Genomic DNA, 16,610 nt, shown 5'->3' on the forward strand with positions numbered 1-16,610 from the left:
TGATCTTAAAACCTAAAATTAAGTGAGGCCTCAACAGTAAACGGACGGATATACGAGCCTACTAAAAGTTGATTATAATAAGCTGAGGCATCGGTAATCAGCTCTGCTCCATTGATTGTCCCTTTAGCACCGGTCTGGTTTAAGAAGTTTACCGCAGTTACGCCAAAATCAAAGTGTTTGTTAATTTTATAGTTTACGCCTCCAAAGGTTTCCCACCTTGCGGCGAAATAAAGCGCATTGGTGAGGTTGGCAAACTGCTTACTGAAATAGCGGAAACTTGCCCAAACCTTTACGTTTTTATAGGTGTAACTCGGATCTATCTCCATTAAGATTTTAGAAATCTCCAGTACGTTTTTATTATCGTAAGAGTAACTGTTACCAAAAGCGTTAAAATTATAGTTTTTATAGATCGGGTTCTGTAAAGTTACCAGATAGTGCAGGTTAAACCCTTTAAATGGATTGGTTACAATGTCGGTAGTCCAGCCTACCGTCTGGATATCGTAATTTACAGTAGCCACCTGAGAATCGCTTCCATTGCCTGGATTAACCAGGTTTAGCCGTGCCTGATAATTGTTTCTGGTAAGATAGGTAGCCTGGGAAACTACACTAAATTTATCATGGTTAAAATAAATACCAAATGCACCTAACGGACTTTTTGTTTTATCCACATTGGGTACAACAGCTCCAGAATAACTTTCTAACCTACCATTGTTTTCTGCATAGGTAAAATCAGCCAATAGCCCTAGCTTATCGGTAATTTTATAAACCGCATTAACAGATCCGCCAAGGTGAAACCAATTATTATCGATATAGGTTTTCTGACGCTGATCAAACACAAAACCACTGGTTCTTGGGGTTAAGTAGTAATCGCCCTTAACTTTTTGGTAGCGTAAATTCAGGCCATAGTTAAGGGATAGTTTATTTGAAATTTGCCATTTATCAGAAAAATAAGCCGATAATTTATTTTCGTATCCATTATGGTATTCTCCGCCAACATTATAGTTATAAAAACCATCCGCATCGGTATTTGAACTACCGCCTGCAGTATTTCTAACCAATTTCCGGGGATTGGCCTCTACGGTTTGGTAATAGAAAGAACGGCTTGAGGTAAATTTGTTTACATCATAAAAATATTCGGTTAAACCGATCCTTAAATCATGGTTATTTACTTTTTTTGTAATTTCAAACCTGGACATGGCCGTTTTCGTAGGCACCTTTGGCGAGCTCAAAGCCAACATCGAATTTACATTTCCGGCATAGTCCTCCCCTGTTGATTGATAAGAAAATCCACCACCTGAAGCAGTTTGGAAAATACTTAGCGGAATAGTTGTAAGTGTTGTTGCTTCTGCATACCTGAAACGGGTAGAAAAATTAAACTTCCATCCGTTACCCAGTTTATAATTTCCCAGCACATCAAAAGACTGGGAAGTTGAGGCAGCATCGTTGTTCCCTAAATTTTTATAACTGAATTCTCCGGTTAAAATATCTTTAACTTTTACCGTTCCATCATTGATAATATAAGAATCCCTACCGATCCTGAAATTATCCAATTCCTGCACCTGCCCGTTTTCCTTATACTGGAAAACCGCATAATTTGTTAAAGAGATAGATTTGGCGTATTTATAAAGGAAACTGATCTCACCTTTATCCTGTTTAAAACGTTTGGTTAAACCGGCACGATAAATCTGGGTTTTATCAGAATAGTTAGAAAACCTAACATCAAACGAATTTGGATCATAATTCTGATAAATACCGGCTACATAAGACCAGCCATTGGATAATGGTCCGGAAACATTCACATCGCCTTTAAGCCAACCATAATGACTGGCCGATAAATTACCTACCAGTTCGAACTTTGGCGTTCCCAGTTTGGTATAAGAGTTTACCGCGAAACCCAGATCGCCAGTGGTAATAACCGATTCCCCTATTTTTAGCAGGCCCGTTTTGGCCAGACTTACACTCTGGCGCCATGTTCTATTAGGCAGTTCGGGCCAGAAAAAATATACTACAGGCAAATCGTTTTCCTGGATGGTAATACCCCCAACAGTTGAAGGAAGACCAATATTTACATCTCTTGGTCCGGTATTGTTTGCTGCATTGAGCATTACATTTCGGTTATCTTCTTCTTTTTTCTCTACAATTTTCTTTTGTGGGATGGAGTCTCTTTTTACAGGATCCTGGGCAAATACAGGAATGGAAAATGCCGACATTAAAAACAGTAAAATGCTTTTAGGGGTGCTCATAACTAACGAATAATTAAACTATCTGATATTTTATTGATTTTTTTTGAAGCATAAAAATTTTTGAGGCGAGATAAATTGGTTAGAAAAAATCAAGCGACTTCTCATTGCTTCATTATGAAGCAATATTAAGATGTTTAATTAAGAAAAACAAATTATTAATTTCGGTGTCTAAAAAACATTACTTTACAGCAATGATTATTCAAGAAATACAAGATGCGAGTGCCGAAATGTGGCGTAAATCCCTGCCCCATATTTCAATTGATAGTGTGGTGTTTGGCTTTCACGATAACAGCTTAAAAGTATTGTTGCTGAAAATGAAAAACGAAGACAACTGGATCCTGCCGGGAGGTTATGTGAACAAAGATGAATCTATCGATGATGCTGCAAAGCGGATCTTGTTCGAGCGCAGTGGAGCGGATAAAATCTTTCTGAATAATTTTGGTGTGTTTGGCGATCTTAACCGCTCTGAAGGCTATTTTGAAAGCTATCCGGATGATCTATGGCATAAGCAACGTTTTATCACCATCGGCTATTACGCCCTAGTGGATTATACACAGGTAACTCCTGTTGCAGATAATTTTTCTGACAAATGTGAGTGGATCCCGGTTGATAAGCTACCTAATATGGTGATGGATCATGCATTGATTTTACAAAAAGCATTAAGTACATTAAGGGAACACATCAGCTACAAACCTATCGGCTATAACCTGCTTCCCAAAGCCTTTACCATGCCAGAGCTACAATCATTATATGAAACCATACTGGGACAAAAGTTGAACCGGGGAAACTTCTACAGAAAAATGATTCGTTACAATATCTTGATCAAACTTGACGAACCCAGAAAAGGTGGAGCACATAAGGCTCCGAACCTATATAGGTTTGATGAGCAAAATTATGAGAAAGCAATAAACGAATTTAGGTTTTAGTCTGACAATAAAGTTGAATTAAAGCAACCATTAATTTTAGATTAATAATTAGTTATTTTTTGTAATGATTTTGAAATTTACAGCTGATGGGTTCAGACAGAGTCGACAAGAAGCTTTTTCCGGAATCGGCAACCGAAAACAATGAAGTTATAAGAAAAGAGGCTGTTGAGGCATCTATTTTTTCAACCAGCCTGACCAACAAGGCGCTGAAGTGATCGCTGGTTTCGTATGTGGAGATACCGATCAATTCGCCTCTTATTCTGTTGCTGCAACAAACTTGGATATAGGTTCATTAAAATGTTAACCAATAACATCACTGTTGCAAATAAGTATAAGCCTTGGAATATTTTAATTGCGATGAAAATCATCATAAATAGAAAAGCAAAAAGATGGTTTAGTTCAGCCTTTGTCATTTCCAATCTATATTCTCCCAGCTCACTTGCCAGGATCTTTTTAGTGACTGATAACTTGGGATTGAAATATTTAAAGAAGCTATGCATGATGATGCATTTGAACGGTGTTAGTCCAATTAATCCGTTAACCTTTTCATTTTTTATGAAATTTAGGTATGCTAACCTATTCCTGTAAAAATTTGTTCTTGAAAGTAAGGCAGTTATGATCATGCCAACTATCCAGGAAATAAAAGCAATCGAAAAACTAAATGTAAAATACTTAATCATAAGCTGAGGCGTCGTCTTTATCCTATAAGCGTAACTTTAAGTACCGAAAATAATAAATAACTATGAAATTGCATTAAAGATTGAATAGCGTTTTATGGCCTTGCCAGGTTTAAATTTAAATAAAATTATTTCGTATGTCAGTCTGAGCGTAGTCGAAGACCATTTTATATTTAAGAGAAGCAATCGACTTCGCTCTTGTGACAAATTAGGAGAAGTAATGTAATTGAATAAAAATTTAAACAGGCTCTTAGAATAGTTTTAAAAAAATTGAAGCAAAATAGTATTAATTAAAGCGATGATACATCATTTTTAGTTAAAATCACGATCTTTATTAACTCAAAGAAAACAAACAGATATGAAAAAATTATTTTTAATATTCCTGCTGCTGCCTTTTATTGGTAGCGCACAGGTTAAAGGCACCCATTTTGAACACGGGCTTTCCTGGCAGCAGGTGAAGGAAAAAGCAAAGAAAGAGAACAAATTCCTTTTGGTCGACTGCTTTACTACCTGGTGCGGTCCTTGCAAATATATGGCCAGTACCATTTTCCCGCAGGAGAAGGTAGGTGAATTCTTTAACAAAAACTTTGTAAATGTTAAGGTACAGTTTGACCAGACCAAAAATGACAGCGAAGAAGTGAAAAGCTGGTATGCCGATGCCCAGTCGATGAGCAAAGAGTTTAAGATAAATGCCTATCCTACCTTTCTGATCTTCTCTCCCCAGGGAGAGCTTGTACACCGTATTGTGGGCGGCGGTGAGGCGGATGAATTTATCGCCAGAGCGCAGATGGCCCTCAACCCGGAAACCCAGTATTATACACTGCTAAAAAAAAGCGAGTCAGGAAATCCTACTCCTGAAACCCTGAAACAATTGGCCGTTAGTGCAGAGGCCGCTTATGATGAGGAAAACTCTGAAAAATTTGCCAATGCTTATATTAATACACAAAAAGACCTCTATACCAAAGAGAACCTGGAGTTTATCAGCAGATACACCAGAAGCACTAAAAGCAAAGGATTTGAGCTAATGCTAAAAGATCCTGAAAAAACAGATGCAATTCTGGGAAAGGGAAAATCAAATAAAATCTTAAGCACTATTATTCTGGAGGAAAACATCTATCCTGCGCTTAGGAAACCCAACGCAAATATAGATTCACTGGCTGCTTCCGCACGGGCGAAATACCCGACAGTAGATATTAGCGAACCTGTAGACCTGATGAAGATCCAGATTTTTCAGAGCGAAAAAAAATGGGACAAATTTCAGCCTGCAGTATTAAGCTATATGAAAAAATACGGTACAGAAGTACGTGCTGATATGCTGAATTCATTTGCATGGACGGTTTTTGAAAATTGTAAAGACAATAACTGCATCACTGAGGCGCTGAGCTGGAGTAAACGCAGCGTGGATGAGACCCAGAGCAAAGAGCCTGCTTACCTTGACACTTATGCCAACCTGCTTTATAAGCTGGGTAAGAAGGATCAGGCAATCGCCATGCAGCAGAAAGCAGTGGACCTGGTTGCAGCTGAAAATAAAGCGCAGTATCAGGTTACGCTTGAGAAAATGAAAAAAGGTAAATAATCCTTAAGATTAAGCAAAAGGGGATGTAGCTTATCGGGCTGCATCCCCTTTTTTGCTAATGCCCTGATATAAAGCATTAGCAACGAAGTTTCTCTGTAAGCTAATTAAGTTAAGGGATAAATCGCAAAATGATGTCACCCTGAGGGATAAAATTTCCCTTGTTATCGTCATTGCGAGAAGGCTTTTCAGCCGACGAAGCAATCTTACAACGATAGCTACTAGCCTAAGCATTAAGATTATTCATTTTTGCATAGGTTTTTAAAGGCATTCATGAGCTCAATCGTTCGGTTATCTTCGTGCCTCGCAACGACGCCCCTCTTAAATACTGGTCATTTATGGTTCCATGTCGCCAATATGCTATTGGGAATCTTGGTGTCTTTTCAAAGCAAACCCTCATATGCATTTCGGCATATAAGGGTTTACTTTAATAATTATTTATCCATCTTGGGATAATTACATTTTATCTGGACATCTCTATCATGGTTGAAAGTTGCCTCACGGCAACCTCATTTGGCCAAAGCAATCCCAATTCTTTAAAGCGTATTTTACCATTACCATCAATAATAAACTTTGCGGGAATTCCGGAAACACCAAATGATGATACTGCAGGATTCTTTTTTGTAACGGGATCTTTAGTATCCATATACAAAGGCAAATCCAGGTTATGGGTTAACAAGTAGTTTACAGCATCAGGTTTTGGGTTTGGAACCGTTTCCCAGGTGTGTATAAACAAAAACTTTACCGTCGGGTCATTTTTATATTTATTAACCATCATTTGCATCGCTGGTAACGACTTCTTACAAGGCCCGCACCAGGTTGCCCAAAAATCAAGAACAATCGTCTTTCCTTTAAAGTCCGACAAGGATACTTCCTTGCCGTTTATGTCTTTAACTTTAAATTCCGGTGCCTTCTCCGACAGCATTTTGGCTGCTATTTCTGCTTTGTATTTGTTGTCAAACTGGTCGGTAAGCGTAGCCATGTAAGCATTTGCATCTTTACCTGGGTGCACCCTTACATAAGCATTTTTTAGTTCGGCCTTAACATCATCATTGGCCAGGCCTGACAAAACTGCTTTCTCCAGTTCAGGAAGTGCTTCCTGATATCTGCCACTTTTGCTCATCAAATAATAATACTGTGCAGTTAATCCTGCACTTTTTTTGTTAGCCTGCTCATAGCACTCTTTTATAGCAGCGAAAGCTTTCTCATGATCGCCCAGTTTATCCGCCACCTGACTGTATAATTGTAGCAAATACAACCGCTCTTCCTTTGCGTTTGTTGAGTTGTTTAATTCTTGCTTAACCAAAGTTTCAGCTGCTTTCAAATCATAAGCCATTAAACCGGTAGTAACATTTTCAACATACATAATTCTTGCAGTTTCCTGGATCTGGTTGAAATAATATAAAGCCTTCTCAGAATTTTTTGCCACTACAAAATTATCTACGAGTATAGCCCTGTATTGATCAAAACTCTCGTTCGGATGGGCTTTGACCAGGCGGTTGAGAATGTCTTCTTTTTTTGAAAGATCGATAAAGAGTTTCATAGAATCGAGACTTGCCTGATAAGGTGGTTTTGCCTGCTGAGTAAATGCAGACTCTCCTATAGCCAGGATTGCTAGGAGTAAGACTATCTTTTTCATAGTAATATAATATTAAATAATTATCTAAAATTCATTGTGTTTACAAATTTTTCCTGGCAGGCGCAATTTGTACAATTTCACCAAAGCCGGTAAACTTCTTGGCATAGGTACTATTGTTAAATTCTCCCTGCGCATTGATGTCGAAATAATAAACTTCACCCGCTGCACCATTATTCACACCGATCACCAGTCGTTTACTGGTCGTCCGTTGCATTTCGATATCTTTTATTACATATCCAACCGGGAAAGTGTAGATAAGTCGTGCAGAATTTGCAAGCATATCGTATAAATACACCCTATTATCAACAGTATAATAAAGTTGTTTTAAGATGGAGGAGGTTGCAAAGTTAGTTGCACTACCAATTTCCGGGCTATTTACCATTTGTTGATTAACCCCAACAAGGGTACTGCCAAATTGATCATACGTTAAAGACATTAGGTAGCGTCCGTTATTATCTTGCATGATGAAATACCACTCAATTTCTTCTTCGAATATCGTTGATATGCCACGATCAGACGCAATCATTTTTCTTCCCACATTTGCCATGTCAAATGAGCCCGTTGTTTTAGGTGCATCTTCCAGGATTCTGGAAAATATAGCCATCCGCTTAAAGCGCATTTTAGCATTATCATAAAAATAGGTCAGGTCATAAGTGTTAGGAAACACACCCGGATATAGGTCATAGTCGCCAGGAATGCGTTGGGTGAAGGGCTTGACGTTTTCCGAAGTCGAGCCTGAAATACCAGCATATAAGCTGCCATCGGCAACAATGAACTGGTCAAATTTGGAGGCGTCTAAGATAAAAGCAGGTGCACTTTTAAACGGAAGCGGTGTAGCCAAATTCGGAAGTATAGAACTTTTATCGCCAAGCTCCAGCCAGTCGTTCATATTAAACCGATACACATTTTGATCGCTGAAATAATAGAAGAAACCACCTTTACCAAAATTATATACGGCTAGTGCCTTACCTGGATAGCTTTTATTATTGGCCACTTCCATAGGGTTGTCAAAAAAGACATCATCTGTCCGGATGAGTGAAACTTTGCCTTTCCCATCCTTGTTATTCACGATATACCAGCCATCTGGATAGATTCCAGTGACGGTAACGGTATAACGCTTCTGCGTATAAATACCGTTTCTATTACTTGTTACTCTGTAAGTCATTAAATAGGTACCAGGACTTAAGGTTACTTTGATGCGCAAATTTTGAGATGTGGCTATCACATTTGAGTCAATTTTCCAACTGTAGGTAAATGAATCACCCGCAGGCATTGTTTGTGACAAAGTTGGTGTAATGATCAGCGAATCCCGTTGAGCTACCGTGAAACTGGTGGTTGCATCCGTGATCTTAATATCGTTGATTTGATCATATTTAAACGATTGATTGTCTTTTTTGCAGGCAGCAAATGCGAGCACGATTACAATAAAAACCAGTCTGAGTTTAAAAAAATGTTTTAAATGCATAATATTTTAATTAAGGGAACGATATCTCTTGACCGTTCTCATCTAACAATGGACCATTTGCAGCTTCATAATCGGCCAGTGCATTTCTCAGCGTCACGGGGAAGTTGAGCAGACCGTCAGAACCGATACTATCTAAAGAGAAATCTGTTATACCCAATACCTTAACCATGAACTTGTACTTAACAGCGCTAAATTCACCAAAATCTTCATCAAGAATATCCCAATAAGCAGGTCTAACATACATGCTGGATACATCGATCTTCAGATATCTAAAGTTTTCCTCCGTAATTTCATTAATACCAGGTGTCTGGCCAAGCGTGCCTAAAGTAAAGTCTTTAGTTTCTGCTGGTTCCAGTACAATCCTGTACACATTACTGGCCATTCCGGCAGAATTGAGCAATATCAAAGGATAATTAAATGTCGATGCTCCAGGCGGAATGGTCACTTCTTTTAGCTCAAAATCCACGCCCGCCGTTGCAGTTGTTCCTTCAGCTGTTTTTAGCAATACGGTACGTGGTTTATCGGAAAGCTTTCCGGTAAGCCTCAAGGGTATATACATGGTATCCCTTGTTTTTAGCGTTTTTTGAAAGGCAAAAGAGTAACTTCTAACCGCTGTGGTATGTAATTGTTGATAGGTGTAAGCAAAAAAGCTAACGCCATCTTTTCCCTGATAGGTTTCTACCGTTTCTTTCTTACAAGAAAACAGTAATAAGACTATCGTCACATATAATAGGTATTTCATAATACGAGTGTGATTAATTAGCATAATTCGGATTAAATTGAAGTTCAGAAGGTGGAATTGGGAGTATATATTGACTCTGTGCCATAGCAGGACCAAATTGCATTCTGGAGGCTTTAATACGCTTATAGTAAAAGAACAACTGCCCCTCTGCATAAAATTCCTTCTGATACTCTTTGGTAATTTCGGCTTTAAGCGTCGAAGCAGTGATCGTATTCGGTAAAACGCCAATTCCTCTGTTCAGGCGTATTGTATTTAAATAGCCCACGCCAATAGCAGGTGTTGATGCCGTTTCAGCCAGGATATAATACATTTCCGAAAGACGGATACCTGGTACATACTGATCCAGTAAATTGTCACTAATAGTGGTTGTAGACGTAGATGCCTGCCAGAATTTAGAAGGGAACGTGACTCCTCCTCCATCCTGCTCGAGGCGATAAGCATACCTAAAGTCTGTACCTCCGCCGCTGCTGGTTTCATAAAGTGTAGCAAAATTAGCAGCGCTACGTGTAAGCGTTTGGCTTGCCGACCCCCTGAATCTAAAGTAACGTTGTACCGTGGGCAGTATATCCCTAACCCTGATCATGAACACCTGCTCATTAAAATACAAGCGGTCACGTACCAACAATCCCTGGTTAACAGCACCGGCTTGTGCCTGGGTTACAAAAGGATATTTCCCCGAATTGACCACCACAGTTGCAGCAGCAGCCGCACCGGCATTGTCGCCGCTATACAACATGATTCTTGCTTCCAGTGCTTTTACACCGTAGTAATTAAGCTTATTCCTCCTGGTCCGCAAATCGCTGGTCACAATCGGATCAACAGGCAACAGTAAACTTTCCGCTTCCTTAAGGTCGGCCAGCGCAAATTTTACCACATCCGCAGTTGTTGCTGGTGGATTTGCATTTTGGTTAACTTCTTTTTTGTAGGGGATGGCTTTTAAATTGGCACCCGCAGTATATTCCGGCCCAAACATCCGTAATAAATCAAAATGCAAAAATGCTCTTAAGGCTAATGCCTCACCACGCAACAGTGCGTACGAATTATTGGATAGCACAGATCGGTTTGTTTCTGTATTTTCAATTATTTTATTTGCTGCAGCAATTGCACTATAACTGGACGACCAGATGGAATCGGTATAGCTTACTACTTCCGTTGAAGCATAGTTCAATACTTGTGTCTGTTGCAGCTTAACTGCCGATGCTTGATCAAGTGTCGCGTAATTTTGAGCAAGTGCGGAAACGAAGCCCATGGAAAGATTATCTCCATAGAGTTTGCTACTAGCAAGCTGGCCATATACACCTGATAAAGCCTGTTGAAAACCAACTTCTGAAGTAAACAGCTGTTCTTCAGATAGGTTCGTTTTGGGTGTTACATCCAAAAATTTCTTACAACCGGAAAACATCGCAACTATTGCCAGAATTCCTATGATTAATGTTGTTCTTTTCATTGGGATATGAATATGTTTTTTGAATTAAAATCTTGCACTTAAACCAAATGTATATTCTCTGGCAAAAGGATTATCTGTACCACGTTCTATTTCAATGGAGCTAAAGGTGGCCAGGTTATTGGTTGTGGCACTAACACTTAAGTTCTGCAAGCCTAACTTTTTTACAAATGCAGTTTTGAACTGATAACTCAAATTAATCGAGCTGAGCTGAATGTTATTATCGCGTTGAACAAAGCGTGAAGTCAGCTTTGTAGGCGTCGGCGAGCCGGTAATTCTTCTGTACGGACTCACACTGCCAGGCCCAGTCCAGCCCAGGTCATACGCCCTCCGGTCCACATTGTTGCTCGCATCCACCGCCTCTACCCGGTTTAATAAGGTACTGTTATACAAATCAGCACCATAATTATAATTGAAGCTGAAATTTAAGGCAAAACCTGCATATAGGAAGTTTGAATTAATGGCTCCAGTCCATCTGGGGCGGGTATCGCCGACATAGGTTTTATCGTTAACGTCCCATACAAAGGTTGGGGTACCATCTGCTTTCAGGTAAACTTCCTGGCCGGTAACCGGATCAATGCCCAGTGACCTCACCGCATAAATTGCCGTTGTCGATTGACCTTCAATAAACTGCGCATTTTCAGCTGTTTGATCAGGATTATTCGCATTCAATGCGGCGTTGAAGGCTTTGAGTTTATCAGAAACTTCTTTTAACACCGATTTATTAGTGGCTGCGTTCACAGAAACATTCCATTTTAAGCCTTTACGAGGGTCAGATAGTATAGTATAACCGAGGTCGAGTTGTAATCCCCTGTTCTGAATTTTACCTAAATTTTCAGTGTACGAAGGGAAACCGGTACTAGATGCCAGCGAAACTGTAGTTAGCGCATTCTGCGTTATTTCGTTATAAAATTCTGCATTAAAAGTTAAACGGTTGTCCAGAAATGCTGATGCAATACCAATGTTAGACTTTAATACTTGTTGCCAGCTTAAATTCGGGTTTCCAAGTGCACCGGGAATAGCACCTACCTCGCCGAAATAACCGGTCGATGTACCCAGGTTGTACCTGAATTGTGCTGCATAAGGGTCCTGTACAGATGTACCTGTAGAACCGTAGCTACCACGAATCCTTAAAAGGTTAACTGTTCTGCTATCCTTAAGGAATTGTTCATTATTGATGTTCCATCCTAAACCGGCAGACCAGAAATTACCAAATTTATTATTCGTTCCATAAGCAGAAGAACCATCTCTGGTATAAGTAAAATCGGTAAAATACCGGTTATCATAAGAGTAGTTTGCACTTCCAGTATAGGAAAGATTATTAATTGTACTTTCCGTTCCGGTAGGCCTGCTGTTTAAATATTGTGCGGCAAACAGGATGTTGTCCAAACGATCAAAAGGGAAACCCTGTGTAGATACATTATATGAATTTAAACTTGTGCTGGCAAGCCTGAATCCTGCATATACCGTAACGCCATGCTTTCCAAAATTCTTGTTGTAGTTCACAGCACCTGTTCCGTCCATGGTAAAGGCCTCACTGTTGTCTTTCGAATAGGAACCCCGTGCACTTAAATCTGTTATACCATCAAACCGGCTATCTAAAGCGGAATAGAAATTATCTATCGTCCCATTCACTTTGGTGATGCCCAGTGCACCAGTAAACCACAAAGACTTACTATAGTCGTAACGAACAGTAGTGTTATTTCTTAAGTTAAAGTTCTTATTTCTGTTGTTAATGGTATTGTATGTAATATCCATTAATGGGTTTAATACAACGGAACCAGGTATACCAAAGCCCGGGTTGATATTTTCGAGGTATTTGTTTACATTACCATTTTCGTCATAAGGTTTCCAATATGGGTTTAAATTCAGATATTGACTAAATTCCCCATAAGGGGAATCATTGGAAATAACCTGGGTTGCGATCGTGTTATTCTGGAATGTTAAATTATTGGTTTTGTAACTCAGCTGAAAACTTCCTGAATAATTTTTCCGGTCCTGTTCTTTCATTACCCCTTGTAAAAGGTTTCCGCTAAAAGTAAGGTTGAAGGTCAAAGACTGATCACCTCCGCGTAATGATAAATTGGTTCTGTTGTTGATACCTGTTTGAACCGGAATAGATTTCCAGTCTGTATTCACACCGCTCAAAACGGCTTTATATCTTTCCGCATTAATAAATTGCCCGCTATAACTATTCAAAAAACCTACGCGGCGCTCAAAATCCAGTTTTTCTGATGCATTCAACATGTGGTATACAGAAAGATCAGGAGATGATAATGTTAAGTTATTAGTTATGGAAACTTCTACTTTTCCTCTCGGCGGAAGGATTGTTGTAACAACCATCACACCATTACCCCCACGAGATCCATACATTGCAGTAGCAGAAGCATCTTTTAATAACGTTACTGATGCAATTTGATTCATGTCCAAATCTGTGATGGCTTGTAATGAAACCTGAAATCCATCAAGAATAAACAATGGCGTGTTGGGATTTCCAACAAGTTCTGAACCCAGTGTTGGGTAGGAGTTTTGTCCACGCATGCTAATTTCAGGTAGCGCATTAATGTTACCCCCAATCTTATTGTTGGGAATAATTCTGAAAGAAGGATCAAGAGCAGCAATACCAGCAAATACATTTACCGGACTCACGGCCTTAAGCTCAGCTCCGGTTATGGTTTTGGCTGCTCCGGTGTAGGTGCTTACCTTCCGGTCGACCATTCCTGTGATCACCGTTTCATTTAGCGTCAACTCATTTTCCTGCATATAAATGGTATAATTCGAATTAGAGGAGATAGGCACATCAACTGTCTTATAACCTATAAATCTGAACTCCAAAGATGTTGCACCCTGTGGTATGCTGATGGTAAACTTTCCATTCTTATCCGTCTGAACCGCAGACTTTGTTCCCTTGATTGACACTGTAACCCCTGGGATTGGCTTGTGTTCTTTGGCATCGGCAACAAAACCAGTAATAACTTCCTGGCTAGCCTTTACGCCTGCTTTAATCACCACAGTTTGGTTACGTATGGTAAAGTCTAGATTTTGTGCTGCAAAAATTTGCTTAAGCACAGCAGGCAATTCAGCATCTTTAACATTGATGGTTACAGGTATTGAATTTTCCAATAGATTGTCCACATAAAAGAAATTATAACCAGTTTGTTGGTTAAGTTCCTTAAAAACGGATCGAAGTGAAGCATTTGACTTGGTTAAAGTCACTTTTTGAGCGAGACTTGATGCACTTACCTGCATAAGGCACGCTATTATTATTACAATGGTTAGGCGCATGGTTAACAATAATTTGAGGTACAGCCGATTAGGTATACCAAATTTCCTTGATTTTTGATACATTTAGTAGTTGGTTTGGTTAAACAGTCTCTGATGCGTTGGTCCGTAGCAAGACTGTGGTTGTAAATTGATTTTCAATCGAATATTCCAGACTATGATCAGGTCCCGGCAGTTAAACGGGGCCTTTTTTTTTGGATATCTTTAGTTATCGTATTTCTTTTATCATGTAGTTTGTTTAAAGGTTAAAATTCAGTTTATTATTCGTTATTTATTATTTTGATACATATACGGTTCGTCCTTTTAAATCGAAATGAGCTTCTCCTGTTGATTCCACGATTTCAAGCACCTTAGACAATTTATCAAACCTCGAAACTTGACCACTGAAACGCTGGGTGGTTTTTTCACCTAGGTAAACAACCTCCAAATTATACCAGCGACTGATCATTTTCATGATTGTTTCGATGTTTTCACTTTCGATTACAAATTCATTATTTTTCCAGGCAACAGCCAGATCGGTATCCGTTTCACTAATCGTTATTTTGCCAGCAGATAGCTTTGCTTGTTGCCCTGGTCTTAGCAATTTGTAGTTACCCGATGTTGAGAGCTTCACGCTTCCTTCCAGCAAGGTGGTTTTTTCCACTTCATCATCTGCATAGCTGCTGATGTTAAAATGAGTTCCTAATACTTCTACTTCCTGCCGGCCTGTCTTTACAATAAATGGATGTTGCTTATCCTTAGCCACTTCAAAATATCCTTCACCACTAAGGGTAACTATCCGCTTTCCGTTTTGAATGAGGGAGGTGGTGTAGGTGAGGCTGGAAGCGGCATTTAAATAGACAAGCGATCCGTCAGGCAACCTTACCTGATAGGTTTCCCCACGGGCGGTAGACAGGGTATTAGAAGCATTTGGATCTGAAACCTTTTCACTCACCTGGTACACCAGTTTGCCATCGTCTGATTTAGTGATGACTATTCCGGATTCTCTTCCTATTTCACCCCTGGATGCATTTGCCAAGCTAACCTTCCTGCCATTTGCCAGGGTAAGTGTAGCACCATAGCCACCAGGTTTAATATCATGTGCAGTAACTATGGGAACAGCGGCAACCTTTTCCGGTTGGTTATTGAAAAAATAAACACCTAGGTATACCACAGCTAAAACTGCAGCAACGGCAATGATTTTTAACCAAAGTCTAAGTATTTTATTTTTACCTTCAGGTACAGCATGTGCTGATTCCCGGATCTGAATAAACAAATCCTGGTCAACCTTTTCCAATACCCCGGTAATAGCTAAATCATTTTCTTTGTGCTCACCCTGGATTTCTAAGGCGCCGATGATGAGCTCTTTCAATACTTCCCGGTCTTCATCAAGCTGAAAATAATTCATCAGATGCTGGGTTTCTTCAGGACTACAGGTATTATCCAGATGTTTTTTGAAGAGTATTTGAAGTTGTTTGGATGGTTTCAAGGCTCAATTTTTACTGCTAATACGGAGTTGCGCAAAAATATCCTTAGTCTGTTAACAAAAAATTAACAATTAATTTCCAAAAATAACGATCAGGATCAAAAGCCTTTGAATAAAACACCCAAAACTATCGAAATGATAAGTGTGGGAGAACCTCCAAAGTGGTTTTTTAGAAATCTGTTGGCTTGCAGCATGTGGCTGCTTATGGTTTTGGCATTAATACCCATAATTTCCTCTACTTCTTTATAAGATTTACCCTCTAATTTACAAAGTGTAAATACCATTTTGCGTTGAGGCGGCATCAGGTTTATGGCATGTTGCAATTTTTGGGCATCTTCTTTACTCAGCAAATCTTCTTCAACGTGAAGATACAATTCTGAACTTGAAGCAACCATTTTAGTCAATAAACGTTTGTCTTTGGCTACTTTCCGAAAATAATCATATACAAGATTCTCTGCTATACGAAAGAGATAAGATTTAAAAGATTTTTCAGGATCAATCTGTGTCCGCACCTCCCATATTTTAAAAAAAAGTTCTTGCAGCACTTCTTTTACCAGGTCGTCAGATTTGAGAAGTTTAAATAAATTTCCGGCGATCCGAAATTTATAGTTATTGTATAATATTTCAAATGCCCGCTCATCACCGTTTTTCAATTGAATCAATAAAGACTTTTCATCGGTGTGATTAATGTTGATCATTCGTCTGGCAAATATACGCTAACTTAAAAAGACAAGATAGTAATATTTCGGAAAAATGCCATTGCCTTCTTCTGAAATAGCTCGTCATTAAAAAACGACCAACAATAAGATCTGATCGCGCTGATGAATTGAGCATCTTCAAGGGCTAGTATAGGATCTTAAAATGTTACCACAATTTCGATTTCCAAGGAGCCGTAATATTTTTTATAGTGATAGAATATTGACACTCTTTTCAATATCTTTTATTTCATATTCTGTAATTTCAGGAATAACAATTTTGATTATTCCATTTTATCTAAATGAAGTTGATTGGATCTCAAGAGATACCTGAGTCATCGACTTGTTTTAAGCGTTAATTTAATTATATATCCGAACTTGAATTGATATTTTTTTAAAACTAAGAGCCTGTTTAAATTTTATTCAATTACATTACTTCTCCTAGTTTATCCCACTGAG

11 protein-coding genes are annotated in these 16,610 nt (G+C 39.0%); 2 read left to right on the forward strand and 9 right to left on the reverse strand.

Annotation, left to right across the window (positions count from 1 at the left end; genetic code table 11):
• Positions 1-5: 5 nt before the first annotated feature.
• Positions 6-2,243, reverse strand: a complete 2,238-nt coding sequence (locus ACUN24_RS22980) for a hypothetical protein (protein ID WP_445564632.1) — start codon at positions 2,241-2,243, stop codon at positions 6-8.
• 191 nt (positions 2,244-2,434) lie between these two features.
• On the opposite strand from ACUN24_RS22980, the gene ACUN24_RS22985 reads away from it, so the two are divergent.
• Positions 2,435-3,169, forward strand: coding sequence for an NUDIX hydrolase (locus tag ACUN24_RS22985; protein WP_445564633.1), 735 nt, complete (start codon positions 2,435-2,437; stop codon positions 3,167-3,169).
• A 182-nt stretch (positions 3,170-3,351) separates the two neighbouring features.
• Here the strand turns inward: ACUN24_RS22985 and ACUN24_RS22990 are convergent, their stop codons facing one another.
• Positions 3,352-3,849, reverse strand: coding sequence for a glycosyl-4,4'-diaponeurosporenoate acyltransferase CrtO family protein (locus ACUN24_RS22990; protein WP_445564634.1), 498 nt, complete (start codon positions 3,847-3,849; stop codon positions 3,352-3,354).
• A gap of 355 nt (positions 3,850-4,204) precedes the next feature.
• On the opposite strand from ACUN24_RS22990, the gene ACUN24_RS22995 reads away from it, so the two are divergent.
• Entirely contained in the window at positions 4,205-5,422 is a 1,218-nt protein-coding gene (locus tag ACUN24_RS22995; RefSeq protein WP_445564635.1) for a thioredoxin fold domain-containing protein, read from the forward strand.
• Between the two features lie 460 nt (positions 5,423-5,882).
• On the opposite strand, the gene ACUN24_RS23000 is transcribed toward ACUN24_RS22995, so the two are convergent.
• The 7 genes from ACUN24_RS23000 to ACUN24_RS23030 all read right to left on the reverse strand — a co-directional run bounded on the left by ACUN24_RS23000 (position 5,883) and on the right by ACUN24_RS23030 (position 16,154).
• On the reverse strand, positions 5,883-7,058 hold the full coding sequence (locus ACUN24_RS23000) for a redoxin domain-containing protein (protein ID WP_445564636.1): 1,176 nt from the start codon (positions 7,056-7,058) through the stop codon (positions 5,883-5,885).
• A 40-nt stretch (positions 7,059-7,098) separates the two neighbouring features.
• A complete protein-coding gene (locus ACUN24_RS23005; protein ID WP_445564637.1) occupies positions 7,099-8,523 on the reverse strand; it encodes a PKD-like family lipoprotein in 1,425 nt (474 codons plus the stop codon).
• Positions 8,524-8,533: 10 nt separating this feature from the next.
• Complete coding sequence (locus tag ACUN24_RS23010) at positions 8,534-9,265, reverse strand: DUF4843 domain-containing protein (protein WP_445564638.1); 732 nt, start codon at positions 9,263-9,265, stop codon at positions 8,534-8,536.
• A gap of 13 nt (positions 9,266-9,278) precedes the next feature.
• Positions 9,279-10,712, reverse strand: a complete 1,434-nt coding sequence (locus ACUN24_RS23015) for a RagB/SusD family nutrient uptake outer membrane protein (protein ID WP_121286884.1) — start codon at positions 10,710-10,712, stop codon at positions 9,279-9,281.
• A gap of 24 nt (positions 10,713-10,736) precedes the next feature.
• Positions 10,737-14,057 carry a SusC/RagA family TonB-linked outer membrane protein gene (locus ACUN24_RS23020; RefSeq protein ID WP_445564639.1) on the reverse strand — a complete coding sequence of 1,107 codons (3,321 nt, stop codon included), beginning with the start codon at positions 14,055-14,057 and terminating at the stop codon, positions 10,737-10,739.
• A 208-nt stretch (positions 14,058-14,265) separates the two neighbouring features.
• Positions 14,266-15,459: a FecR family protein gene (locus ACUN24_RS23025; protein WP_445564640.1), complete on the reverse strand. Its 1,194-nt coding sequence runs from the start codon at positions 15,457-15,459 to the stop codon at positions 14,266-14,268.
• A gap of 95 nt (positions 15,460-15,554) precedes the next feature.
• Entirely contained in the window at positions 15,555-16,154 is a 600-nt protein-coding gene (locus ACUN24_RS23030) for an RNA polymerase sigma factor (protein WP_445564641.1), read from the reverse strand.
• Positions 16,155-16,610 lie beyond the last annotated feature (456 nt).

Source organism: Pedobacter sp. WC2501 (assembly GCF_052682415.1).